The sequence below is a fragment of the Xanthomonas sp. XNM01 genome (genome assembly GCF_014851915.1).
In the GTDB taxonomy this organism is placed as follows: Bacteria; Pseudomonadota; Gammaproteobacteria; order Xanthomonadales; family Xanthomonadaceae; genus Pseudoxanthomonas.
In genome coordinates this window covers 310629-335640 of record NZ_JACVAP010000001.1, presented here as the reverse complement: position 1 = coordinate 335640, position 25012 = coordinate 310629, and the positions used below count along the sequence as shown (strand labels likewise).

Sequence of the window (25012 nt, the reverse complement as noted above, 5' to 3'; positions counted from 1 at the left end):
TGCCGATCTGGATCAGGTCAGGGCAGGAACGTGCCGGTGCGCAGGAAGGCCGCCGCCTGGCGGGCCGCGTCGGCCGAGAACACCAGACCGGTATGGCTGGAATGGACGGTGCAGTGCGCGGCCAGCCCCGGCAGCCGGGTTTCCTCGACCCCGACCGTGCCGTCGGACGGGCCGTCGAAGCGCGCCAGCAGCCGGCCGAGGCCGCGCGGTACGTCGCCGGCGACCATGCCCACCTCCACCCCGCCTTCCCACGCCGCGCAGCCGGACTGCAGCAGGGTGCCGCTGCGCCCGAGCACTGCCGCCGACCAGCCGCGCCGGCCGAGCGCACGCGCGGCCAGGCTGCCGCGCAGCGGCGAGCCCAGGCAGACCAGACGCCGCACCGGCAAGCCCGGTGTGCGGCGCAGCGTTTCCAGCCCGACCAGGCCGCCCAGGCTGTGCCCGACCAGATGCACCGGCGGCCCGTCGCGCAGGCGCCTGGTCAGCGCGGCGATCGCCGGTTCGGTGCCGCCGAGGATGCTGGCGTAGCCGAACGTATCGACCTCGAATCCGTCCTGCCGCAGCCGCCGGGCCAGCGGCGACAGCCAGGACTTCGCATTCCAGATGCCGTGGACGAGCAGGACCCGCTGGGACGTTTCATCGCGCATGCAGCCAGTCTCGGCGATGCCGGCATGGCCGCCAAGACCGGCCGGGCGGGTCGCAGGTACCCGACGGGGATCCGTTCACTTCGCCGCCGTCATCTCCGGCCCGCGCGGCACGGGCCGTCCGCGTGGCATCGCCCACGCAGGCGTCGCCACTGCATCGTCCGGTACGCCCGGCGCGCTGACACGCGGTGCCATGCCGCGATCGCCGCGCTGCAGCCTGCGCGTGCACGGCTGCGACCGGTCCCGCGTCATGCCCAGCCGGGCGCCGCGGACGGACGAGCGGCGCATCGTGTCGTGCGCGCGGCTCAGTCCTTGCCGTCCTGCAGCCGCCAGGCACGCGGCGACAGCCCGACATGGGCCTTGAACGCGCGCGACAACGCCGCCTCGCTGCCATAGCCGACCTCGCCGGCCACCACCTTCAATGGACGACCGCGCTTAAGCGCCTGCTGCGCCAGTCCGACACGCCAGCCCTGCAGGTACTGGCCGGGGGTGAGGCCGATCGCCTCCCGGAACTGGCCGGCGAACACGCTGCGCGACATTCCGGCCACGCCGGCAAGTTCGTCCAGCGTCCAGTCCCGGGCAGGCGCCTCGTGCATCGCCACGATCGCGTTGCGCAGGCGCGGATGCGACAGGCCGGCCAGCAGACCGCCGCGCAGCCCGCCGGTTTCCATCAGCTGGCGCAGCACCTGGATCATCACCACCTCGAACAGGCGGTCGACCAGGGCGGCGCGCCCGCAGCGCTGGCCGAACGCCTCCTCGAACAGCAGTGCCAGCACCTCGGCCGCGCCGTGGACGCCCTCGAGCGGCAGGCACACCACCTCCGGCAACGCGGCCCGGACCGGATTGCGTGCGCCGCCTTCGAAATGCAGATTTGCGCAGGCCATGTCCGCGCCCCGCACCGGGTCGCTGACGAAGCGGTGCGGGGTGGGCCGCGGATACAGCAGCAGGCTGGGCGCATCGATCCGCAGGGTCCGGTCGCCGTGGGACACCTCCAGCGGGCCACGCCGGACCAGGTGCAGTTGCCCCAGGTCGTCGTCGCCAGCCAGCGTCGTGACCCCGCACAGCGCGCCGGCATGGAACATCCGGGCATTGACCGGGAAGCGGTCGAGCAGCACGGCCAGGCGATCCACCATCTCGTACTCCAGATCAAGTTATCAGGACGATGCGCACCCAATCGTACCGTCGATGCAGGCAAAGTACCTCTCACCGGACCACACCGGTCCTGCCCACCGACAGCCAAGGAGCATTGCCATGTCCATCGAGAAGATCCTCTACACCGCCACCGCCTCCGCAACCGGCGGCCGCGAAGGCCAGGCCGCGTCCTCCGACGGCGCCCTGGACGTCAAGCTGTCCACCCCGCGCGAGCTCGGCGGCGCCGGCGGCGACGGCACCAACCCCGAACAGCTGTTCGCCGCCGGCTATTCGGCCTGCTTCCTCGGAGCGCTGAAGTTCGTCGCCGGCAAGGAAAAGGTCGCCCTGCCCGCCGACACCCGCGTGACCGGCAAGGTCGGCATCGGCCCGATCCCGACCGGCTTCGGCATCCAGGCCGAGCTGACCATCGCCGCCCCGGGCGTGCCGCGCGAGCAGCTGCAGGCCCTGGTGGATGCCGCCCACATCGTCTGCCCGTACTCCAACGCCACGCGCGGCAACATCGACGTGACCCTGGTGCTGGCCGACTGATCCCGGCCTGCGCGCCCGCCGCCGGCGTCTTCCGGCGGCAGGCGCGGCGCATTGCGCCAGGCGGGATTCCGTGCGGCGCCGACCGGCGCCGCACGGCGGCTCATCCCGACCTGTCGCTGGCGGAAGGCGCTTGGCACCCCGCACTCTGCAGCAGGCAACGCATGCAGGTGGATCGCCATCGTCGCGGTGCGCGTGCCCTGCCAGCGGTCGATGCGCTGCGACGCGTTCCCGCCCGGCAGGGCGCACAGACCGGTTCTCACATCGTGTCCGCGGCTTGTCAGCAACGACGCGCGCTCCGTATGGTCCACGGCCACGTTCCGCTTCCAGCCAGGCCCGCATGCGCCGTCGCCGTCTCTCCCGTTTCCGTGCGCTGCTCCGCGATCTGCTGCCGGCCGCGCTTCTCCTGGCCGTATCCCCGGCGCTGCCCGCCGCCGGACCGGCATCCGTGGCAGCGGACGGCCCGTACGTGTTCCGCCAGTCCGGCGCACTGCAGGCGGCCTGGGTCTGCGACGACACCGTCATCCGGCGCGAGGTCGCAGCCGGCAACGACGAGCATGCCCCGGTCCCGGCGGTCTGCGGCTATCCGCATGCGCTGGACATCGTCGCGCCGGCCGAAGCGGCAGCCGCCACGGCCGCGCCGACCAGCGGCCGCATCGTCGCTTTGTCCGACATCCACGGCCAGTACGACCTGATGGTGCGGCTGCTGCGCGCCAACGGCGTGATCGATGCCGACGACCGCTGGGCGCTGGGCCGCGACACCCTGGTGGTGGCCGGCGACATCTTCGACCGCGGCGAGCGCGTCACCGAGGCGTTCTGGCTGCTGTACGCGCTGCAGCAGCAGGCGGCGCAGGCCGGCGGCGCGGTGCACTTCGTGCTCGGCAACCACGAGACGATGGTGCTGTACGACGACCTGCGCTACGTGCACCCGAAGTACCTGCGCAGCGCCGAACTGCTGCAGACCACGTACCCGGCGCTGTACGGCCCCGACTCGGTGATCGGCCAGTGGCTGCGCACCCGGCCGGCGCTGCTGCGCATCGGCGACACCCTGTTCCTGCACGGCGGCATCGCACCCGAGGCGGTGCGGCTGGCGCTGGATGCGGAGACCACCAATGCCGGCTACCGCGCCTCGCTGGGCACGCCGCGTGCGCAGCTCAAGGCCGATCCCGCCGTGGCACCGCTGTACGACGGCAAGACCAGCCCGATCTGGTACCGCGGCTATTTCGACGGGCGCATGGACACCGCCCAGGTCGACGCCCTGGCCGCGCAGCTCGGCGTGGCCCGGATCGTCGTCGGCCATACCTCGATGCCGCACGTCAGCCGCTTCCACGACGGCCGCGTGATCGCGATCGACAGCAGCATCAAGAACGGTGAATCGGGCGAACTGCTGTTCATCGAGGGCGACGCACTCAGCCGCGGCCTGCTCGACGGCTCACGGGTGCCGCTGGTGGAAGCAACACCGCGCACGAAGGAGTGAGCAGCCCCGGGCGCGGCGTCGCCGGGGCTGCTGGTGCGGCGAGCGCATTCGCGCCGCGCACTGACGCGCAGGCTGACCGCGCGTGGAGTCGAGGTCGAGGCCGCCACGGCCGCGGGAGCACCGGCGCGGCCTGACACGCACCACCTGTCCGCGCGGGCTCGACGCCGTGACGGCCTCCCGCTGCGCCCGCCTTCAGGGACGGCGGAGGATCAGATCCAGCCGGACCTGCACCGGAGGCAACGCCGGACGCCAGGACTCACGTGATCGGACACGGTGCGCACGGCCTGCGGGGTCCCCCCGCTGCGCTCCGTCATGCTGGAAGGCTTCAGCCAAAGCAGCGGGCTCAACGGGCCGCACCATGATGCAACCGCGGCCGGATGCAGGCATGCGCCCGCCGCCAGGACTCAGGCCGGCGGATGCAACGCATCGACCGCGTCGCGACGCAGGATGAATTCCAGGTCGCGCACGCGTCCGACCGGGAACTCATAGGTACCGACCTGGTGGAAGCCATGCCGCGCATAGAACCGCTGCGCGCCGTGGTTCTCCGACCACACGCCGATCCAGAGCCGACGTGGGCCGTCGCGCTCCAGCCAGGCCATCGCCTCGGCGAACAGACGACCGCCCCAGCCGCCGTTCTGGTGCGAGGCCAGCACGTACAGGCGCTTGAGTTCGCCATCGCCGGCGGCCACATCCGGATGCGGCAGGCCGCAGGGGCCCGCGGCGGCATGGCCGACGCCCACGCCGTCATCCTCCAGCAGCCACACCGCGTAATCGGGGTGGCCGAGGATCACTTCCTGGCGCGCGACCGCATAGGACTCGGCCAGGAAGGCGTCGAGATCGTCCGGCGGATACAGATGACCGAAGGTCTCGATGAAGGTGCGCGCCGCCAGGGTCGACAGCGTCGTCGCGTCGGCCACGGTGGCGCGCCGGATGCGCATGCTCAGCGCGCGTCCTGGTCGTCTTCGGCGTCGTCCTCTTCTTCCTCGTCGCCGTCCTCGTCCTCGTCTTCCTCTTCGTCGCCGTCCTCGTCTTCCTCGTCCTCGTCGTACTCCTCTTCCTCGTAGTCGTCCTCGCCGAAGTCCTCACCGTCCCAGCGGCCCTGGCCATCGGCGACGAAGGTCACCGCCATCGCCGCCGGCGAGCTGCCGACCCGCACCAGCCAGCCGCCGAACACGCGCGCGCGCTCGGTCACCAGTCCCGCCTCGGACCCTTCGTTGCCCAGCTTTTCCCACTGCAGCGAGAACGCGAACTCGGTCATCTCAATACTCCGTCTGGAAGAAGGCCCTTGAGCCAGGGGGGCGCGGCGACAGCCGCGGGGGGATGTGGATCTGATGCGAACGGGGCCCGCGATGCCGTCTGGCGGCATCGCGGGGCTTCACCGCTGTTGCGGCGAAGCGTCTTCGCCCCCTGCCGGCGATGGCGGGGAGCAGGCCACCGATCAGCCCTTCTGCGGCTGCGGGCGGACCTGGACGTGGATTTCCGCCAGCTGCTCGTCCGGGATCGGCGACGGCGCGCCGGTCATCAGGCACTGCGCGCCGGTGGTCTTCGGGAACGGGATCACGTCGCGGATCGACTCGGTACCGGCCATCAGCGCGGCGATGCGGTCGATGCCGAACGCGATGCCGCCGTGCGGCGGCGCGCCGTAGCGCAGCGCGTCGAGCAGGAAGCCGAACTTGGCCTCGGCCTCCTCGGCGCCGATGCCGAGCAGCTCGAACACCGCGCTCTGCATGTCCGGGCGGTGGATACGGATCGAACCACCGCCGATCTCGTTGCCGTTCAACACCATGTCGTAGCCGCGCGACACCGCGGTCTTCGCGTTCGCGCGCAGGTCGGCGATGTCGTCCACCGCCGGCGCGGTGAACGGGTGATGCAGGGCGACGTAGCGCTGCGCCTCGTCGTCGTACTCGAACATCGGGAAGTCGGTGACCCACAGCGGCGCCCAGCCGTCGGCGACCAGACCGAAGTCCTTGCCGGCCTTCAACCGCACCGCGCCCATGAAGTCGGACACCTTGTTGTAGCCGCCGGCGCCGAAGAACACGATGTCGCCGTTGCCGGCGCCGACGTGGGCGATGAGCGCGGCGAACTGTTCTTCGCTGAAGAACTTCTGGATCGGCGAGCTGACCGCGCCGGCCTCGTCGATCTTGATGTAGGCCAGGCCCTTGCTGCCGTACTTGGCGGCGTGCGCGGCGTACTCGTCGATCTGCTTGCGCGACAGCGACGCACCGCCGGGGATGCGCAGCGCGGCGACGCGGCCGTCGGCATCGTTGGCCGGGCCGGTGAACACGGCGAAGCCGCTGTCCTTGACCAGCTCGGCCACGTCGACCAGCTCCAGCGCGATGCGCAGGTCCGGCTTGTCCGAGCCGTAGCGGCGCATCGCCTCGGCCCAGGTCATGCGCGGGAATTCGGCCGCCAGTTCGACGTCGACCACTTCCTTGAAGATCGCGCGGATCATCGCCTCGACGAAGTCCTGCACGTCGCGCTCGCGCACGAAGGCGAACTCCATGTCCAGCTGGGTGAATTCCAGCTGGCGGTCGGCACGCAGGGCCTCGTCGCGGAAGCAGCGCGCGATCTGGTAGTAACGGTCGAAGCCGGCCACCATCAGGATCTGCTTGAACAGCTGCGGGCTCTGCGGCAGCGCGTAGAACTCGCCCGGATGCATGCGCGCCGGCACCAGGAAGTCGCGCGCGCCTTCCGGGGTGGCCTTGGTCAGGATCGGGGTCTCGATGTCCTGGAAGCCCTTGGCGTCCAGGTGGCGGCGCAGCGCCTGCACCAGCTTGATCCGGGTGCGCTGCATGCGCTGCATCTCCGGACGGCGCAGGTCCAGGTAGCGGTACTTCAGGCGCGTCTCTTCGCCCGGGTTCTCGTGGGCGTGGAACGGCAGCGGCTCGGCCTTGTTGAGGACGGTAATGCGGGTGGCGATCACCTCGACCTTGCCGGTACGGATCTTGTCGTTGACCGCATGGCGCGCACGCACCACGCCCTCGACCTGCAGCACGTCCTCGTAGCCGAGGCTGGCGGCGACGGCGAACACCTCCGCGTTCTCCGGCTCGACCGTCACCTGGACGATGCCTTCGTGGTCGCGCAGGTCGATGAAGCAGACACCGCCGAGGTTGCGGGCGACGTCGGTCCAGCCGGCGAGGGTGACGGTCTGGCCGATCAGGGTCTCATCGACCAGGCCGCAGAAATGGGTACGCATGGAAGGCTCCGGAAGCCGGGCGCGAACGCGCCGCGAAACCCGGCATTTTGCGGCCCAGCCCCCCGTGCCGGCAAATCCTGACGCGGCCCGGCCCGGTGGGGCAGGATTAAGCCGGCGGATGGCTGAATCCGCTCAACGCCAGCCGGTGTCAAGGGGAGAGACCCATGTTCCGTGCCGCATCCGCCGCATTGCTCGTGCTGTGCCTGTCGCTGCTGTCCGCCCCTGTCCTCGCCCAGTCCGTCCAGGCCTATGCGCCGGAGAACCTGCGCCAGCTGTCCGTGCCGGACCGGGTGCGGGTGATCGAACGCGAGTACGCCGACCAGTCGCGCGGCCGCGCGATCCCGGACGACCAGCTGGAGTTCTACCTGGACCAGATCGACTCCGGCTGGGGCTTCAACCGGATCCGCCAGGACATCGCGACCTCCCTCCGCGGTGGCGGCGGTCGGCCCGGCCAGGGCTGGTCCGGCGCCGGCCCGGGGGGCCAGACCCTGATCTGCTCCAGCGACGACCGGCGCCGGCGCGACTGCCGTACGCCGTTCAACGGCCGTCCGGTCCTGATCGAGAACATCTCCGGCACGCGCTGCATCGAGGGCCAGAACTTCGGCGGCGGCGGCGGTGCGATGTGGGTCGAGGGCGGGTGCCGCGGCCGCTTCGCCGAAGGTCGCGGTGGCGGCTGGGGCGGGGGTGGCTGGGGCGGCGGCAACGGCCAGGTCGTGCGCTGCGAGAGCCGCGACCGCCGGCTGAGCGAATGCCGCACCGGGTTCCGTGGTCGCGCCGAACTGGCCCGCCAGCTCTCCGGCAGCGCCTGCGTCGAGGGTCGCACCTGGGGCCAGCGCGGCGACAGCGTCTGGGTCGACCAGGGCTGCCGCGCGGAGTTCGTCGAAGGCCGTGGCCGGCCCGGCCACGGCGGCATCGGCAACAGCGGCTACACGGTCACCTGCAACAGCGACGACAACCGCCGGCGCAGCTGCGCCTGGGATCGCCGCCAGGGCCGGCCGGTCGTGATCGAGAACCTGTCGCGGACCCGCTGCGAGGAAGGCGGCAACTGGAACTGGGACGGCAACGCGATCTGGGTCGACCGCGGCTGCCGCGCCCGGTTCGGTTCACGCTGAGCGGCGGACCGGTACGACGTCGCGCCGGACCTCCGGCGCGACGCATCGCCCCTCAGCCCTGACCGAAGCCCCACGGGGCCGGCGGGGTCTCGACCGGCGTGGACAGGTCGAATTCGACCTGGAACATCCGGCCTTCCGGGCGGCTCAGCTCGTAGAGGAAGCGGTCGCCCGGGCCGATCTCCATCGCCCAGGTGTTGCTGACCGAAGCGTTGAGGCCCTCGCGCTCGAACATGGCGATCGATTCGGCATCGACCGGGAATGCCTGGCGCTGCGCGGTGCCGTCGGCGACGGTGTCGCCGCCGTACATGGTGACGGCGTCGTCGCTGCCGTCCTCGTGCCGGTGGTCGTGCTTCAGGCGCAGGCCGTCGGCGGTGCGGGTCAGCACCCAGGTCCGCGAATGGTCGTCGCCGACGTGGAACGGCACGCGCAATTCCTGGGTGGGCTGGTCGCAGCCACGCACATGCATCACCAGCGCCTTGCCCTCGAACGGATCGGGCGCATCGCTGGCCGGCGTGTTGGCGACGATGCGTCCGGCATAGGCCTTGCCGCAGTGCGCGGCGATGGCCGCCAGGAAGGCGTCGGCAGCCTGTGCCGGCGCGGCGGCATCGGCATCGGCGCCGCTCGGCGCGGTGGTGGCGGCGGGCTCGGTCGGCGAGCAGGCGCCGAGGACGAGAGCGAGGGACAGGGCGGTGGGTCGAAGAAGGTTCATGCCCCGACCGTACGCGGTCCTTCACATGCGGGGCAACCCCGGCGGCCGGTCAGCCGGTGCCGTACGCAGCGGCGTTGCCGCATGCGCGCGGCCTCCGGCAACGCGCGAATGCCGGCCGGCGCCGCACCAGAAGCGATCGGGCGCGGCGATCAGGTCCCGGCTGCGGGCGTGCCGGGTGTGCTCGGCGTGCTCGGCTTGTTGTCCGTAGCCGCCGGCGCCGGTGCGCTGGACTTGGCTGCGCCTTCGCCGCCATCGGCCAGGTTGCGCTTCTTGTCGCCGTCCTTCTTGAAGTCGGTTTCGTACCAGCCGCCACCGGCCAGGCGGAACGACGGCGCGGTCAGCTGGCGCCGCACATTGCCCTGGGTCTCGCAGGACGGGCAGGTGTCGGGGTCGGCATCGGACAGCTTCTGCAGGCGGTCGAAACTGTGGCCGCACTCGGCGCACTGGAAAGCATAGATCGGCATGACGGACACGATGAGGGTGGATTGCAGGCGCCTATTCTGGGGCTGCCGCGGCCGGATTCAACTCCTGATCCGCGTGGCGGTCGCCACGCCGGCCCGGGCCGATGGGCATCGGCGTCCGGGGCGCATGCCGGCGGACACCCTCCGGGCACCCATCGCCATGCACCCTGCGCGCGCTCCGAGGCTGTTCGCATCCGCCGGTGCGTGCACTGCCACAGTGCGCCACAGCCGTGCTTTCCGCGCGCGCCACGCGCATGCGGATAGCGCAGCTTCGCCACGCTCGCAATTTGAGGCGCGTAGCGCGACATGCCTACAATCGCACGCTTGTCTTGCTGATACCGGCGCTGACCGGGGGAGGAAAGACCGGGCGTGAAGACCCCCGTGTTTCTGACTGTTCTGGGTGCCGGCGTACTGTTCGCCGGCGATACGCGCGCCAGTGCCGATGGCGCCAACCACCTCGATCTTGGCGGCGCGCTCCGCTTCAACCACGGCTGGCGCGATGACGGCACCGGCACCGACCTGCGCCCCGAGCTGGTCCGCATCGATGCGACGGGCGCCGCCGGCCCGGCCTCGTTCTCGCTGCAGTACCGCTGGTACGACGGCTTCCATGCCGTGCACCACGCCTGGGCCGACTGGGCGCTGGATGAGGACAGCGGCCTGCGCGTGGGCATCCAGCAGGTGCCGTTCGGCCTGCTACCGACCGTCTCGCACAGCTTCTGGTTCGGCTCCGGCTACTACCTCGGCATCGAGGACGATTACGACCTCGGCGTGGCCTGGCACGGCAGCGCAGGCGAACATGCCTGGCAGCTGGCGTATTTCGCCGGCGACGAGTACGGCACCGGCTGGAACTACGACCGCTACTCGTTCGACGTGGCCACCACCGACACCCTGCCCTACCGCGAACGCGGGCGGCTGCACGCGCACTACGAGCGCAGCACGACGACCGCCGCGGGCGATGCGCTCGCCTGGGGCGTGTCCGGGTTCGCCGGGCACGTGCAGGATGTGCGCAGCCGCCGACACCACGCGCACACCGGCATGGCCGCGCACGTGCAGTGGCGACGCGACGCGCTGACCTGGCAGCTGCAGTGGGCGCGCTACCGCTATGCGGTGCCGGGCGACCGGATCGCGATGTCCGCTTTCCAGGCGCCATTCGAGATCGCCGCCGAAGCCGACGTCCCGAGCCTCAACGTGGCCTGGGCCGCGCCGCGCACCGGCTGGTTCGACGGCATCACCTGCTACAACAACCTCAGCGCGACGCTGCCGGTGGACGATGCGCCCACGCTGGGCAAGTCGATCCAGAACGTCACCGGCTGCAGCGTCGGCAAAGGTCCGATGCTGACCTACGTGGACTGGATCGCCGGCCGCAACATGTGGTTCGCCGGCGGCGACGGGATCGGCATCGACGCCCCGGGCGCGCAGCGCTGGCACTCGCGGCTGAACGTCAACATCGGCTTCTATTTCTGACGCGTGCCACCCGCTGCGGCGGGCGGCTTCACGCCATCGTCCGGCGTTCGGCGGATAAAGCCCGCACGCAACTGCCACATCCCGCTCCATGGAGGACACCCCCATGTCGGACTCCGTTCCCGACTCCAGACCGCCCCGCGCCAGCATCATGCCGCAGGTCTTCTACCCCACCGCCGCGATCGCGCTGGCGATGGTCGCGATCTCGTTCGTCGCCCCCGGCCAGGCCGAAAGCTGGTTCGGCGCGGCCAAGCTGTGGGTCGCCAACGACGCCGGCTGGTTCACCGTGCTGGCCGTCGCCGGTTTCCTGGTGTTCGTGGTCGGCATCGCCGCCAGCGGCTTCGGCCAGCTCAAGCTCGGCCCGGACCACAGCCAGCCCGACTACAGCTACGCGACCTGGTTCGCGATGCTGTTCGCCGCGGGCATGGGCATCGGCCTGATGTTCTTCGGCGTGGCCGAGCCGATCATGCACTACGCCGACCCGCCGGCCGGCGATGCCGAGACCGTGGCCGCCGCGCGCCAGGCGATGCGCATCACCTTCTTCCACTGGGGCATCCACGCCTGGGCGATCTATGCGGTGGTGGCGCTGTCGCTGGCCTACTTCGCCTACCGGCACAACCTGCCGCTGCGGATCCGCTCGGCCCTGTATCCGCTGATCGGCGAGCGCATCCACGGCCCGATCGGGCACACGGTGGACACCTTCGCCGCGCTGGGCACGATCTTCGGCCTGGCCACCTCGCTGGGCCTGGGCGTGATGCAGGTCAACGCCGGCCTGAACTATCTGTTCGGCGTCCAGGTCGGGGTCGGCACCCAGGTCGCGCTGATCGTCGGCATCACCGTCATCGCCACCGGCTCGGTGATCAGCGGCCTGGACCGCGGCGTGCGCCGCCTGTCCGAGCTCAACATGATCATCGCGGTGGCGCTGCTGGCCTTCGTGCTGCTGTCCGGACCCACGGTCTACCTGCTGCAGGCCTTCGTGCAGAACACGGGCATGTACGTGTCCAACCTGTTCTCGATGACCTTCAACCTGTACGCCTACGAGCCCTCGGGCTGGATCGGCGGCTGGACCCTGTTCTACTGGGGCTGGTGGATCGCCTGGTCGCCGTTCGTGGGCATGTTCATCGCCCGGATCTCGCGCGGCCGCACGGTGCGCGAATTCGTGGTCGGCGTGCTGCTGGTGCCGCTGGGCTTCACCTTCCTGTGGATGACCATCTACGGCAACACCGCGCTGCACATGGTGATGATCCAGGGCGCGCAGGACATGGTCACGGCGGTGGCCGAGGACAGTTCGGTCGCGCTGTTCCACTTCCTCGAACACCTGCCGCTGTCGGCGGTGACCTCGATCGTGGCCACCGCGCTGGTCGCGATCTTCTTCGTCACCTCGGCCGACTCCGGCGCGCTGGTGGTGGACATGCTGACCTCGAAGGACGGCGAGGAGTCGCCGACCTGGCAGCGCGTGTTCTGGGCGCTGCTGACCGGTGCGGTCGCGATCGCGCTGCTGCTGGCCGGTGGCCTGGCCGCGCTGCAGGCAGCGACCATCGCCAGTGCCCTGCCCTTCACCTTCATCATGATCCTGATGTGCTGGGGCCTGCTGAAGGCGATGCGGCTGGACGCGGTGAAACGCTCGCTGCTGCGCCAGGCGCGGATGCTCCCGCCGGGCGCCGGCGACTGGCGCCTGCGGCTGCGTGCGCTGGCCCACCACCCGCTGCGCACCGAAGTGCTGGCCTACCTGGAGCAGCAGGTGCGGCCGGCGCTGGAGGATGTCGCGATCGAGCTGCGCCGGCAGGGGCTGGAGGTCGAGGTCGAAGGCGGCGAGGACGGCCGGGTCTGGCTGCAGGTCGGCCATGGCGAGGAAATGGATTTCTTCTACGCCGTGCATCCCAAGCCCTATGCGCCGCCGAGCTTCATGCTCGACGACCCGCGCCGGCGCAAGCGCGACGACGACAGCTACTACCGCGCCGAGGTCTACCTGCGCGAGGGCGGCCAGGACTACGACGTGATGGGCTGGCGTCGCGAGGAGCTGATCCACGACGTGCTCGACCAGTACCAGCGCCACCGCCACTTCCTCGACGCGGTGCGCTGAGCCGCGAACCGGCCGCTTGCCCGCATGCCAGCTGGCGCGCGCGGCAGTGCCTGGAACCGGGTCCGGTGCTGCACGGGCGTGCGCGGCGGCCGATGCGGCGGGCGCGCTCAGCCGATCATCCGCTCGGCCAGCGCGCCCACCCGGGCCAGCACCGCATCGCGCTGCGCGCTGTCGCCGCCCGCACCCTGCAGGTAGGCGGTCAGCACCCACGGTGCGCCACCGTCCAGCGGCCACAGCACCGCGATGTCGTTGCGGGTGTCCACGCCGTTGCTGCCGGTCTTGTCGCCCACCCGCCAGCGCGGGCCCAGCCCGGCGCGCAGGCAGGCATCGCCGGTCTGGTTGTCGATCATCCAGTCCGCGAGCTGCTGGCGCGCTGCCGGAGGCAGCGCGTCGCCGAGCACGAAGCGCTGCAGGCTGTCGGCCATCGCCGCGGGGCTGGTGGTATCGCGCGCGTCGCCGGGTGCGAACCGGTTCATCTCCGGCTCGGTGCGGTCGTTGCGGGTCACCGGGTCGCCATGCGCACGCAGGAACGCGGTCACCGCCGGCGGCCCTCCCAGCACGCCGAGGAGCAGGTTGGCGGCGGTGTTGTCGCTGGTGGTCATCGTGGCGTGGCACAGGTCGCGCACGGTCATGTCCTTGCCGGCATGGCGCCGCGTCACCGGCGCATGCGCCAGCAGGTCGCCGGCACGCACGGGCACGCGCTGGTCCAGCGACAGCGCACCGCGCGCAGCGTGCCCCAGCACCGTCGCCGACAGCACCGCCTTGAAGGTGCTGCACATCGGGAAGCGTTCGTCCTGGCGCCAGCCCGCGCGTTGCCCGCTGCCGGTGTCCAGCAGGGTCACACCCAGGCGTCCCTGGCTTTGTGCCTCGATCTGCTTCAGTCCATGGCGCAGGCCGGCCTGGTCGAACCGGCCTTGCGCGGACAGCGATCTTGACCAGGCAGCGCCATGACCAAGCGCCGCAAGCGCCAGGCCACCGATCCGCATGAAGTCACGTCGTTTCACTGCATCCTCCCAAGATGTGCTGCATTTCCGATTGGTCGGCGTCGCAGCGTGATGGTCGATCAAGGCGCGGCCTTCTGCCCGGCACGCAACTGCGTCTCCAGCGCGCGCTCGGCGGCATCGGCGTAGGCCACGCATGAGGTGGGCCTGGGCTGCGGATGCGCGGCATCGGCGTAATCCCAGCCGCTGTTGTCCGCGTGCGGCGTCAGCAGCAGGTCGCAGGGCAAGGCGCGCACGGTGGCGAAACTGGTACGGAACATCTGCAGCAGGTTCGGTACACGGGGATTTCCTTGCAGTTGGTAGCCCGGCGCGCCGAGGCTGTCGACATAGGCCATCCGCAATGGCCGGCCCTGATGCGTGTCCGTCCATGTCCAGCTCATGCTGCCCGGCGTGTGCCCGGGGGTGAAATGCACGGTGAAGACCATGTCGCCCAGCATCACGGTCTCGCCGTCCTGCACCAGGCGATCCACTGATACCGGCGGAAACAGGAAGCGATCACCGTAGTGCAGATCATCACTGCCCCCGCGCTGCAGCAGCACGGCCGATTCGGCGTTGCTGACCAGGCGCGCGCCGGTGGCGCGACGCAGCTCGGCCAGCGGCCCGGCGTGATCGGCATGGGCGTGGCTGTGCAGGATCAGGCGCAGGTCCTGCGGGCGCACGCCCACGCGCGCCATGTTGTCCAGCAGCAGACGGGCGCTCTGCGGCATGCCGCCATCGATCAGCACCGCGCCTTCGTCGGTCCTGACCAGCAGCGCGGTCAGGCTGTGGGTGCCGATCTGCCAGACATGGTCGCTGATCCGCACCGGCGCCACCGGGGTCAGCCATTCGGGATCGACCGTATAGGCCTTCAACTGCGGCAACGGCTGGGCCGCGTCGGCCGGTACCACGCCGCAGGCCGACACGCAGCTGGCCACGAGCATCGCCATCCACCTTCCAAGACGCCGTGCTGGCATATGCAGTCCTTTTCAGTCTTCCGGGGAGCCACATGCTCCCAAGCAGCGACGCCCGCCACCATCGCGGAGATTTGATCCGAGCCATGAGAAGAACTTATGGTTCGACATGCTTCGCACCCAGCTCCCGCTCAATGCCCTGCGTGCCTTCGAGGCCGCCGCGCGCCACCAGAACCTGACCCGCGCGGCGCTGGAGCTGCATGTCAGCCAGGCCGCGCTGAGCCACCAGATCCGCCAGCTGGAGGAGCGCCTGGGTCTGACCCTGTTCCACCGCCTGCCGCGCGGTGTGGCCCTGACCGAGGAAGGCGCAGCGCTGGCGCCGGAGCTGAGCGCGGCCTTCGACCGCATCAGCGCGGCGCTGGATCGCGTGGAAGGCGGGCGTTTCCGCGAAGCGCTCACGGTCGGCGTGGTCGGCACCTTCGCCACGGGTTTCCTGCTGCCGCGGCTGCAGGATTTCGCGCAGTCGCACCCGGGCATCGATCTGCGCGTGCAGACCCACAACAACCGCATCGAGCAGGCCGGCGATGGCATGGAGCTGGCCATCCGCTTCGGCGATGGCCAATGGGCCGGGCTGGAGGCGACCGAGCTGGCAGCCGCACCGCTCTCGCCCGCCTGCGCGCCCGCGCTTGCCGCACGCCTGCAGCATCCGCGCGACCTCACCGGTGCGGTGCTGCTGCGCTCGTTCCGGCAGGACGAATGGGTGCGCTGGTCCGCGGCGGCCGGCATTCCCGCCTTGAACGCGCGTGGCCATGTGTTCGACTCATCGCTTGCCCTGGCCGATGCCGCCGCGGCGGGGGTCGGCGTGGCGCTGCTGCCGCTGGCGATGTTCGAGCGCGACCTGGCCAGCGGCCGCCTGCTGCGCCCGTTCGACGCCCAGGTCGATGTCGGCCGCTACTGGCTCACGCGGCTGCGCTCACGGGCGGAAACCGCAGCGATGCGCAGTTTCCGCAGCTGGCTGGTGGAGCGTTGTGGCGAAGGTTGAGCAGCCGGACTCGTCAGACACATCTGGAAGCTGAAACAGCGGCGATCAGGCGCTTTCCAGCAATTCCATCCAGGCCTGCTCGGCGTTGGTCAGCTGCTCGGCGGTGGCCTCCCGGTCCCGGGTGAGGGTGGCCATGCGGCCGCTGTCGCCGTAATTCTTCGGGTCCGCCAGCTGCCGGTCCAGCTCGGCCAGCGCCGCGCCCAGTTCTTCCACGCGCTTTTCCGCGGCCGCCAGCTTGTGCGGATTGGCCGGCTTCTTCGCCGGTGCCGGCGGCAGCGGCTGGGCCTCCACCTTCGGCACCACCGCCGTCGGCATCTTCTTGGCGCCCTGCGCGGTCGGCCGCGTGCGCAGCCAGGCCGCGTAGTCGTCGAGGTCGCCGGAGAACGGTTCGACCACGCCGTCGGCCACGCGCCAGAACGTGTCGCAGACCAGGCCGATCAGGTGGCGGTCGTGCGAGACCATCACGATCGCGCCCTCGAAATCGCTCAGCGCCTCGGCCAGCGCCTCGCGCATTTCCAGATCGAGGTGGTTGGTCGGCTCGTCCAGCAGCAGCACGTTCGGCTGCTGCCAGGCGATCAGCGCCAGCGCCAGGCGCGCGCGCTCGCCGCCGGAGAAACCATCGACCACCTCGAAGGCGCGGTCGCCGGCGAAGTTCCACTTGCCGAGGAAGTCGCGGAACGCCTGGGTCGGCGCGTCCGGCGAGATCTCGCGGAAGTGGTCGATCGGCGACTGGCCTTCGTGCAGCGATTCGACCGTGTGCTGGGCGAAGTAGCCGATCCGCAGGTCCGGATGCGCGCTGCGTTCGCCGGCCACCGGCGCCAGGTCGCCGACCAGCGTGCGCACCAGCGTGGTCTTGCCGGCGCCGTTGGGGCCGAGCAGGCCGATCCGGTCGCCGGCCTCCAGGCCGAAGCCGACCTCGTCCAGGATCACCGCATCCGGCGCATAGCCGGCCTGCACGTGGTTGAGCCGGATCAGCGAGAACGGCAGCTTGGGCGGTTCGGCGAACTGGATCCGGAACTCGCGCTCGGCGCGCACCGCCTCGGTGCCGGTCATCTTGGCCAGGCGCTTCATGCGGCTCTGCGCCTGCGAGGCCTTGGAGGCCTGCGCCTTGAAGCGGTCGATGAAGCTCTGCAGGTGGGCGCGCTCGGCCTGTTCCTTCTCGTGCGCGATCTGCTGCTGGCGCAGCTGCTCGGCGCGCTGGCGCTCGAAGTCGGTGTAGCCGCCCACGTACAGCTTGGCGCCGCCGCCGTGCAGGTGCAGGGTGTGAGTGGCGACGTTGTCCAGGAACTCGCGGTCGTGCGAGATCAGCAGCAGGGTGCCCGGGTACTTCAGCAGCCACTGCTCCAGCCAGTAGACCGCGTCCAGGTCGAGGTGGTTGGTCGGTTCGTCGAGCAGCAGCAGGTCCGACGGCATCATCAGCGCGCGGGCCAGGTTCAGGCGCACGCGCCAGCCACCGGAGAACGAGGACACCGCGCGCTGGTGCGTCTCGGCCGGGAAGCCCAGGCCGTGCAGCAGCTTGCCGGCGCGGGCTTCGGCGTCGTACGCGCCCATCTCGGCCATCTTCGTGTGCGCCTCGGCCACGGCCTCCCAGTCCTCGCGGGCTGTGGCGTCGGCTTCGGCGGCCAGCACCGCGGCCACCTGAGTGTCGCCGCCCAGCACGAAGCTCAGCGCCGGATCCGGCAGCGACGGGGTTTCCTGGGCGACGCTGGCGATCCGGACCTTGCCCGGCAGGTCGACATCGCCCTTGTCGGCTTCCAGTTCGCCCTTGATCGCGGCGAACAGGCTGGACTTGCCGGTGCCGTTGCGGCCGACCACGCCCACCCGGTAACCGGCATGCAGGGCCAGGTCGACGTTGGACAGCAGGAGCCGCTCGCCGCGGCGGAGGGCGAAATTGCGCAGGGAGATCATCGGGACCGGGCTTATGACGTTCGGGAATATGCAGATGCGGAGGCGTCCTGCGACGCCATTGTAGCGGTTAACGAATAATTGACAGGGTGCCCACGACGCCGCGGCCCAAGCTTCCGCTGCAGGCAGACCGTCGGCAGCCTGTCCGTCCGGCCCGCCGCGCCCGGACGTCCCCCGTTCCATGGAGATCCGCATGACCCGTTCCCTCCTCGCCGCCGCCATCCTGGCGTCGCTGGCCGCCCCGGCCGCCGCCCAGCAGGCGGCCTCGAACGAGACCCGCACGCTCGATACCGTCATCGTCACCGGTACCCACGTGTCCGACCGCACCGTGGCCGAGTCGCAGTCGCCGATCGACATCATCACCGCGGAGAACCTGCTCTCCACCGGCACCAACGAACTGGCCACCGCGCTGGCGCGCGCCCTGCCCTCGCTGAACTTCCCGCGCCCGGCGATGACCGACGGCACCAGCGGCATCCGCCCGGCGCAGCTGCGCGGCCTGTCCCCGGACCAGGTGCTGGTGCTGGTCAACGGCAAGCGCCGCCACACCTCGGCCCAGATCAACGTCAACGGCACCATCGGCCGCGGCAGCTCGGCGGTGGACATCAACGCGATTCCGATCGCGGCGATCGAGCGGGTGGAAGTGCTGCGCGACGGCGCCTCGGCCCAGTACGGCTCCGACGCGATCGCCGGCGTGGTCAACATCGTGCTGAAGGGCGCCGGCAGCGGCGGCAGCCTGGCCGTCGACCACGGCCGCTATTCGGCCGGCGACGGCGCCAAGAGCCAGCTGTCCGGCGACGCCGGCATCGGCTTCGGCAACGGTCGCGGCACGCTGCATGTGGCCGGCCAGATCAGCCAGCAGGACGAGACCAACCGCAGCGGCCCCTATGCGGGCACCACGCCCAACACCGGCAATTTCCCGGGCGTTGGCGAGAAGACCTTCATCATCGGCGACCCGCGCGTGGACGCCACCGCGGTCTCGGCCAACGGCGAGTTCCAGTTCTCCGACGCGGTCACCGGCTACGCGACGGCGCTGGCCAGCAACCGCGACATCGCCTCGTTCGCGTTCTACCGCTCGCGCAACCACAGCGGCCAGGGCGCGCTGCTGGCGCAGGTCTATCCGGACGGCTTCGTGCCCGAGATCCACCAGTACTCCAAGGACCGCTCGCTGGTGGCCGGCGTGCGCGGCGGCACCGACGGCGGCCTGGGCTGGGACATCAGCTACAACTACGGCTACAACAAGATCGATTTCCACACCCGCAACTCGATCAACTACAGCCTGGGCGCGACCAGCCCGCGCGCGTTCCACGACGGCTCGCTGGAGTACACCCAGAACATCCTCAACGCCGATTTCACCCAGCCGCTGGACTGGGGCCTGGCCTATCCGGTCACCCTGTCCTTCGGTGCCGAGTACCGCGAGGAGAAGTGGAACCAGGCGCCGGGCGAGCCGAACTCCTACGCCGGCAGCGGCGCGCAGGGCTTCGCCGGCTTCACGCCGGCCAACGCGGTCAACGCCGACCGCCACAATGTCGCGGTCTACGCCGGGCTGGAAGCGGATCTGACCGAGCGCTTCTCCGCCGGTATCACCGGCCGCTACGAGGACTACTCGGACTTCGGCAGCGAGGGCTCGGGCAAGCTGTCGGCGCGCTACGCGTTCAGCGACGCGGTCGCCCTGCGCGCGACCGCCTCCACCGGCTTCCGCGCGCCGTCGCTGGCCCAGCAGAGCTACCAGGCGGTGACCAGCACGATCATCAACGGCGTGTTCTTCGAGCGCGGCACCTTCCCGGCCGCCAGCGACGCCGCCCAGGCGCTGGGCTCGGCCCCGCTGCAGGCCGAGACCTCGACCTCCTACAGCCTCGGCCTGGTGCTGCAGCCGACCGATCGCCTGTACCTGACGATCGACGCCTACCAGATCGAGATCGACGACCGCATCGTGCTGTCCTCCAACATCACCAGCACGCCGGCCGCGCAGGCGCTGCTGCAGGGGCTGGGGCTGAACCAGGTCACCGCGTTCTCGTACTTCACCAATGGCGTGGACACCCGCACCCGCGGCGTCGACGCGGTGGCCAGCTACAACATCCCGTTCGCGGCCAGCGCGCTGGAGCTGACCGCCAGCTACAGCTACAACGACACCGAGGTGAAGGACTTCATCCGTTCGCCGGCGGCGTTCGCCGGGCTGGGCATCAGCGCGTCGCTGATCGGCCGCGACGAGCTGGGCCGGATCGAGGACAGCTATCCCAAGAACAAGGGCGTGCTGAGCGGCACCTGGCGTGCGGACCGCTGGGAACTGGCGCTGGCGGCGACCCGCTACGGCGACTTCACCGTGCGCAACTCGGCCGGGGCCGACCGCGACCAGACCTACGCCGCGCAGTGGGTGCTGGACGCCTCGGCCAGCTTCAAGCCGAGCGAGAACTGGAAGCTGACCCTGGGCGCGGACAACGTGCTGGACGAGTATCCGGACCGCACCGTCAACCTGAGCAACTCCACGTTCGGCGTGTTCCCGTACAGCAACTACTCGCCGGCCGGCTTCAACGGCGCCTACGTGTACGGCCGCATCGCCTACACCTGGTAAGCGCGGCCGCCGTCACGCCGACCTCCCGGACACCCCGCGCTGCGGGGTGTCTTTCCATCCGCCCTGCCAGCGGCGGGATGTCCCTGCGACAGCACGGGACAGCCACGCCGCGCAGGCGCCCGTGCGCGGCGCATCGGGCCGGATCGGGTTTGCCGCCGGCACGCCCGATCGGCGAAACTGCCGTCTTCACGCAAGGGAACCGCGATCGCAGATGCATCATGACACCAGCCTGATCGACATCGTCGCAGTCGGCCTGGCCCTGGCCTTCGTGCTGGGTGCCCTGGCCAACAAGCTGCGTCTGTCGCCGCTGGTGGGCTATCTGCTTGCAGGCATCTGCGTCGGCCCGTTCACGCCCGGCTTCGTCGCCGACCAGGAACTGGCCAACCAGCTGGCCGAGATCGGCGTGATGCTGCTGATGTTCGGCGTCGGCCTGCACTTCTCGCTGGAGGACCTGCTCAAGGTCAAGGCGATCGCCATCCCCGGCGCGATCACCCAGATCACCGTGGCCACGCTGATGGGCATGGGCCTGGCCTGGGCGATGGACTGGCCGATGCTGCATGGCTTCGTGTTCGGCCTGGCGCTGTCGGTGGCAAGTACCGTGGTGCTGCTGCGGGCGATGGAGGAGCGGCGCCTGCTCGACACCCAGCGCGGCAAGATCGCGGTCGGCTGGCTGATCGTCGAGGACCTGGTGATGGTGCTGGCGCTGGTGCTGCTGCCGGCGCTGGCCTCGGTGCTGGGCGACGGCGCGGCCGATGGCAGCACCGGCGACAGCAGCCTGGCCGGCATCCTCGCCACGCTGGGCTGGACCCTGCTGCAGGTGAGCCTGTTCGTGGCGGTGATGCTGATCGTCGGCCGCCGGGTGATCCCGTGGACGCTGGAGAAGGTCGCCGGCATGGGGTCGCGCGAGCTGTTCACGCTGTCGGTGCTGGCGATCGCGCTGGGCGTGGCATTCGGCTCGGCCGCGCTGTTCGGCGTCTCGTTCGCGCTGGGCGCGTTCTTCGCCGGCATGCTGCTCAACGAATCCGAGCTCAGCCACAAGGCGGCCAACGATTCGCTGCCGCTGCGCGACGCGTTCGCGGTGCTGTTCTTCGTCTCGGTCGGCATGCTGTTCGATCCGCACATCCTGCTGACCCACCCGTGGCAGGTGCTGGTGACGGTGCTGATCATCGTGCTGGGCAAGTCGGTGGCCGCGTTCTTCATCGTGCGCGCGTTCCGGCATGCCACCGGCACCGCGCTGACGATCTCGATGAGCCTGGCGCAGATCGGCGAGTTCTCCTTCATCCTGGCCGGCCTGGGCGTGGACCTGCTGATCCTGCCGCCGGAAGGACGCGACCTGATCCTGGCCGGCGCGCTGATCTCGATCATCGCCAACCCGTTCCTGTTCGGCTGGCTGGACCGCTGGCAGGCCAGGCAGGAGGCCGCGCATCCGGTGGCCGCCGAGCCGGAGCCGCCGCCGGGCCCGGCGCTGGTGCCGGGCAACCACGCGATCATCGTCGGCTACGGCCGGGTCGGCAGCGAGCTGGCCGGCGTGCTGCGCGAGCGCGGCCTGCAGGTGGTGGTGATCGACAGCACCAAGGAACACATCGAGCGCGCGCACGCGGCCGGCATCGCCGGCATCCGCGGCAACGCGGCCTCGGACAAGGTGCTGATCGAGGCGCAGCCCGAATCGGCGAGCATCGCGGTACTGGCGATCCCGCAGCCGCTGGAAGCCGGCGAGGCGATCGCCAAGCTGCGCGCGCTCAACCCGTCGCTGACGGTGCTGGCGCGGGCGCACAGCGATGCCGAAGTGCGGCACCTGCTGTCGCACGGCGCCGACGGCGCGGTGATGGCCGAGCGCGAGCTGGCCTATTCGCTGGCCGAGATGGTCATGTCGGCGCCGGCGTTCCGCTACCCGGGCAAGGACTTCGCGATCCCGCCGGTCTGACCGCGGCCGGAAGGTCTTCACGGCGGCCTCGCCCGTGCACCGGCACCTTCCCCCGCCATGGATCTCAAGAGCGGATACCCCTACTGGGCGTTGTGCGACGGCCTGCTGCCGCCGCTGCCGCCCCTGACCTCGGACCGCACCTGCGACGTGCTCGTCGTCGGCGGAGGCATCACCGGCACCCTCATCGCCGACGAACTGGCCCGGCATGGTCACGACGTGCTGCTGGTGGAGCAGCGCGACATCGGCTGGGGCAGCACCGCCGCCAGCACCGCGCTGCTGCAGTACGAGATCGACACCCACATGACCGAGCTGGCCAGGCGCCACGGCGAGGACGCCGCGGTCCTGGCCTACCGCGCCTGCGCCGACGCCCTGCCGTGGCTGCACGAGCGCATCGGCGCACTGGGCCGGAAGGTCGGCCACCGGTCGTGCTCCAGCCTGTACTACGCCAGCCGCCGCTGGCATGTGGGCCGCCTGCGCCGCGAGGGCGCGATGCGGCGCAGGCACGGGATCGAGGTCGACCTGCTCGACGCGGCCGAGCTCCAGACGCGCTTCGGCTTCCATGCGCCGGCCGCGCTGCTGAGCCGGCTCGGCGCGCGGGTCGATCCCTACCGGCTGGCCCAGCAGCTGGCGCTGCAACTGCACCGCGGTGGCAGCCAGGTGGCCGACCACGTCGAAGTCGAGTATCTGGAACCGCGCACGCGCGATGTGCAGGTGCGCCTGGCCGGCGGCACCCGGATCCGCGCCCGCCATGTGGTCATGGCCTGCGGCTACGAGACCCAGCGCTGGCTGGCCAGGCCGGTCGCGCGCAACCGCAGCAGCTACGCCTTCGTGACCCGGCCGCTGCACGACGCGATGCCCGCCTGGATGACGCGCACGCTGCTGTGGGAAACCGCGCGCCCGTACCTGTACATCCGCAGCACCGACGAAGGCCGGCTGCTGGTCGGTGGCGAGGACGACGCGATCGACATCCCCGCACGCCGCGACCGCAAGGTGATGGACAAGGCGAAGACGCTGGCCCGCCGGGCGAACGGGCTGTTCCCGGAGCTGCCGCTGGAACCGGACTTCGCCTGGGCCGGCACCTTCGCCGAAACCGCCGACGGCCTGCCGTGGTTCGGTGCGCACCCGCAGTGGGGACCGCGGGTGCTGTTCGCGATGGCCTATGGCGGCAACGGCATCACCTACTCGGCGATCGGCGCGCAGCTGCTGCGGGCGACGATCGAACGCCGCCCGCACCCGCTGAAGGACCTGTTCGGCTTCGGCCGCAAGGCCTGACCTCGAAGGGGCGCCGCCTCGCCCGCGCACCGGCTGCCACCGGCGTCCGGCACGCTCCGGCGCCGCGTGGAGCCGGCAGGGTCCGCCGATCGCCACGCTGGTGGCGCCACGGCCTGCGCGCCGATACGCAGGTCCGGACACCTCGCACCGGCAGCGGCCGCGGATGACCGGACACCCGCGTAACTGCGATGGCGGTCGAGCCGCCTGCGCGTGGTGGACCCGGCCACGCGCCGGCGGCTGTCATCGCCCGCTCAGGCGCCGGCCAGTGCCTGTTCCAGATCGGCGATCAGGTCGTCGATGTGCTCGATGCCGACCGACAGCCGCACCGTGTCCTCGCTGACGCCGGTGGCGGCCAGTTCCTCGGGTGAGAGCTGGCGGTGCGTGGTCGAGGCCGGATGCGTGGCCAGCGACTTGGCGTCGCCGATGTTGACCAGGCGGGTGAACAGCTGCAGCGCGTCGAGGAAGCGCGCGCCGGCGGCGCGCCCGCCGGGCAGGCCGAAGGTCAGCACGCCCGAGCCGTGCCCGCGCAGGTAGCGCTGGGCCAGCGCGTGTTCGGGGTGGTCCGGCAGCGCCGCGTAGTTCACCCAGGCCACCTTCGGGTGCTGCTGCAGCCAGCTGGCGATGGCCAGCGTGTTGGCGTTGATCCGGTCCAGCCGCAGCGCCAGGGTTTCGATGCCCTGCAGGATCAGGAAGGCGTTGAACGGCGACAGCGCCGCACCGGTGTTGCGCAGCGGCACCACCCGCGCGCGTCCGATGTAGGCCGCCTCGCCCAGCGCCTCGGTGTAGACCACGCCGTGGTAGCTGACATCGGGCTCGTTGAGCCGCGGGAACCGCGCCTTGTGCTGCGCCCACGGGAAGCGGCCGGAGTCGACGATCGCGCCACCGATGCTGTTGCCGTGCCCGCCCAGGTACTTGGTCAGCGAGTGCACGACGATGTCGGCGCCGTGGTCGAACGGACGCAGCAGGTACGGGGTGGCCACCGTGTTGTCGACGATCAGCGGCACGCCATGCGCGTGGGCGATGTCGGCGACGCGGCGGATGTCGGTGATGTTGCCGCGCGGGTTGCCGATCGACTCGACGAACACGGCCTTGGTGCGTTCATCGATCAGCGCGGCGAAGGCATCGGGGTCGCGGTAGTCGGCGAAGCGGGTCTGGATGCCGAACTGCGGCAGCGTATGCGCGAACAGGTTGTAGGTGCCGCCGTACAGCGCGCTGGAGGAGACGATGTTGTCGCCGGCCTCGGCGATGGTCTGGATCGCGTAGGTCACCGCGGCCTGGCCCGACGCCAGCGCCAGCGCGCCGATGCCGCCTTCCAGCGCGGCCACGCGCTGCTCGAGCACGTCGTTGGTCGGATTCATGATCCGGCTGTAGATGTTGCCCTGCACCTTCAGGTCGAACAGGTCCGCGCCGTGCTGGGTGTCGTCGAAGGCGTAGGCCACGGTCTGGTAGATCGGCACCGCGACCGCGCGCGTGGTCGGATCGGGGCGATAGCCGCCATGCACGGCGATGGTCTCGGGTTTCCAGGTCGGTTCGGCCACGTCGTCGGACTCCGTCTCGGGATGGAGCGGCCACCTTACGCGGACATGCCATCG

20 protein-coding genes and 1 pseudogene are annotated in these 25012 nt (G+C 70.7%); 10 read left to right on the top strand and 11 right to left on the bottom strand.

The window, feature by feature from the left end; all coding sequences use genetic code 11:
- Window positions 1-17: 17 nt before the first annotated feature.
- Both IB242_RS01460 and IB242_RS01455 read right to left on the bottom strand, forming a co-directional pair.
- Window positions 18-644 carry an alpha/beta hydrolase gene (locus IB242_RS01460; protein ID WP_192275421.1) on the bottom strand — a complete coding sequence of 209 codons (627 nt, stop codon included), beginning with the start codon at window positions 642-644 and terminating at the stop codon, window positions 18-20.
- Between the two features lie 302 nt (window positions 645-946).
- Window positions 947-1774: an AraC family transcriptional regulator gene (locus IB242_RS01455; RefSeq protein ID WP_192275420.1), complete on the bottom strand. Its 828-nt coding sequence runs from the start codon at window positions 1772-1774 to the stop codon at window positions 947-949.
- A gap of 118 nt (window positions 1775-1892) precedes the next feature.
- Between IB242_RS01455 and IB242_RS01450 the strand changes: the two genes are divergently transcribed.
- From IB242_RS01450 to IB242_RS01440, 3 genes and pseudogenes are all read left to right on the top strand, one after another.
- Window positions 1893-2321 (top strand): organic hydroperoxide resistance protein, encoded by a 429-nt coding sequence (locus IB242_RS01450; RefSeq protein ID WP_192275419.1) that lies wholly within the window; start codon window positions 1893-1895, stop codon window positions 2319-2321.
- A 337-nt stretch (window positions 2322-2658) separates the two neighbouring features.
- A complete protein-coding gene (locus IB242_RS01445; protein WP_192275418.1) occupies window positions 2659-3795 on the top strand; it encodes a metallophosphoesterase in 1137 nt (378 codons plus the stop codon).
- 18 nt (window positions 3796-3813) lie between these two features.
- Window positions 3814-3915, top strand: a pseudogene (locus IB242_RS01440) (recombination regulator RecX); the annotation flags it as partial.
- A gap of 284 nt (window positions 3916-4199) precedes the next feature.
- Here IB242_RS01440 and IB242_RS01435 read toward each other — a convergent pair.
- From IB242_RS01435 to aspS, 3 genes are all read right to left on the bottom strand, one after another.
- Entirely contained in the window at window positions 4200-4733 is a 534-nt protein-coding gene (locus tag IB242_RS01435) for a GNAT family N-acetyltransferase (protein ID WP_192275417.1), read from the bottom strand.
- Between the two features lie 2 nt (window positions 4734-4735).
- Window positions 4736-5053: a DNA primase gene (locus tag IB242_RS01430; RefSeq protein ID WP_192275416.1), complete on the bottom strand. Its 318-nt coding sequence runs from the start codon at window positions 5051-5053 to the stop codon at window positions 4736-4738.
- 180 nt (window positions 5054-5233) lie between these two features.
- Window positions 5234-6991, bottom strand: coding sequence for an aspartate--tRNA ligase (gene aspS / locus IB242_RS01425; RefSeq protein WP_192275415.1), 1758 nt, complete (start codon window positions 6989-6991; stop codon window positions 5234-5236).
- Window positions 6992-7155: 164 nt separating this feature from the next.
- Here aspS and IB242_RS01420 point away from each other — a divergent pair, with 164 nt between their 5' ends.
- Window positions 7156-8103: a DUF3011 domain-containing protein gene (locus tag IB242_RS01420; protein ID WP_192275414.1), complete on the top strand. Its 948-nt coding sequence runs from the start codon at window positions 7156-7158 to the stop codon at window positions 8101-8103.
- 52 nt (window positions 8104-8155) lie between these two features.
- Here IB242_RS01420 and IB242_RS01415 read toward each other — a convergent pair whose 3' ends face one another.
- On the bottom strand, window positions 8156-8812 hold the full coding sequence (locus IB242_RS01415; protein WP_192275413.1) for a hypothetical protein: 657 nt from the start codon (window positions 8810-8812) through the stop codon (window positions 8156-8158).
- 149 nt (window positions 8813-8961) lie between these two features.
- Window positions 8962-9276 (bottom strand): zinc ribbon domain-containing protein, encoded by a 315-nt coding sequence (locus IB242_RS01410; protein WP_192275412.1) that lies wholly within the window; start codon window positions 9274-9276, stop codon window positions 8962-8964.
- Between the two features lie 366 nt (window positions 9277-9642).
- Between IB242_RS01410 and IB242_RS01405 the strand changes: the two genes are divergently transcribed.
- Together IB242_RS01405 and betT are read left to right on the top strand one after the other, a co-directional pair.
- Entirely contained in the window at window positions 9643-10737 is a 1095-nt protein-coding gene (locus IB242_RS01405) for a hypothetical protein (protein ID WP_343237062.1), read from the top strand.
- Window positions 10738-10840: 103 nt separating this feature from the next.
- A complete protein-coding gene (gene betT, locus IB242_RS01400) occupies window positions 10841-12817 on the top strand; it encodes a choline BCCT transporter BetT (protein ID WP_192275411.1) in 1977 nt (658 codons plus the stop codon).
- 107 nt (window positions 12818-12924) lie between these two features.
- On the opposite strand, the gene bla (IB242_RS01395) is transcribed toward betT, so the two are convergent.
- Window positions 12925-13803 carry a class A beta-lactamase gene (gene bla, locus IB242_RS01395; protein ID WP_192277610.1) on the bottom strand — a complete coding sequence of 293 codons (879 nt, stop codon included), beginning with the start codon at window positions 13801-13803 and terminating at the stop codon, window positions 12925-12927.
- 77 nt (window positions 13804-13880) lie between these two features.
- A complete protein-coding gene (gene bla, locus IB242_RS01390; protein WP_225539940.1) occupies window positions 13881-14738 on the bottom strand; it encodes a subclass B3 metallo-beta-lactamase in 858 nt (285 codons plus the stop codon).
- 139 nt (window positions 14739-14877) lie between these two features.
- Here bla (IB242_RS01390) and IB242_RS01385 point away from each other — a divergent pair, with 139 nt between their 5' ends.
- Complete coding sequence (locus IB242_RS01385; RefSeq protein ID WP_192275409.1) at window positions 14878-15750, top strand: LysR substrate-binding domain-containing protein; 873 nt, start codon at window positions 14878-14880, stop codon at window positions 15748-15750.
- 45 nt (window positions 15751-15795) lie between these two features.
- On the opposite strand, the gene IB242_RS01380 is transcribed toward IB242_RS01385, so the two are convergent.
- Entirely contained in the window at window positions 15796-17658 is a 1863-nt protein-coding gene (locus IB242_RS01380) for an ATP-binding cassette domain-containing protein (protein ID WP_192275408.1), read from the bottom strand.
- Window positions 17659-17848: 190 nt separating this feature from the next.
- On the opposite strand from IB242_RS01380, the gene IB242_RS01375 reads away from it, so the two are divergent.
- The 3 genes from IB242_RS01375 to IB242_RS01365 all read left to right on the top strand — a co-directional run bounded on the left by IB242_RS01375 (window position 17849) and on the right by IB242_RS01365 (window position 23420).
- Window positions 17849-20224: a TonB-dependent receptor gene (locus tag IB242_RS01375; protein ID WP_192275407.1), complete on the top strand. Its 2376-nt coding sequence runs from the start codon at window positions 17849-17851 to the stop codon at window positions 20222-20224.
- A 211-nt stretch (window positions 20225-20435) separates the two neighbouring features.
- A complete protein-coding gene (ybaL, locus tag IB242_RS01370; protein ID WP_192275406.1) occupies window positions 20436-22148 on the top strand; it encodes a YbaL family putative K(+) efflux transporter in 1713 nt (570 codons plus the stop codon).
- A 57-nt stretch (window positions 22149-22205) separates the two neighbouring features.
- Window positions 22206-23420, top strand: coding sequence for an FAD-dependent oxidoreductase (locus IB242_RS01365; protein ID WP_192275405.1), 1215 nt, complete (start codon window positions 22206-22208; stop codon window positions 23418-23420).
- 251 nt (window positions 23421-23671) lie between these two features.
- Here IB242_RS01365 and IB242_RS01360 read toward each other — a convergent pair whose 3' ends face one another.
- Window positions 23672-24958 carry an aminotransferase class I/II-fold pyridoxal phosphate-dependent enzyme gene (locus tag IB242_RS01360; RefSeq protein WP_192275404.1) on the bottom strand — a complete coding sequence of 429 codons (1287 nt, stop codon included), beginning with the start codon at window positions 24956-24958 and terminating at the stop codon, window positions 23672-23674.
- Window positions 24959-25012 lie beyond the last annotated feature (54 nt).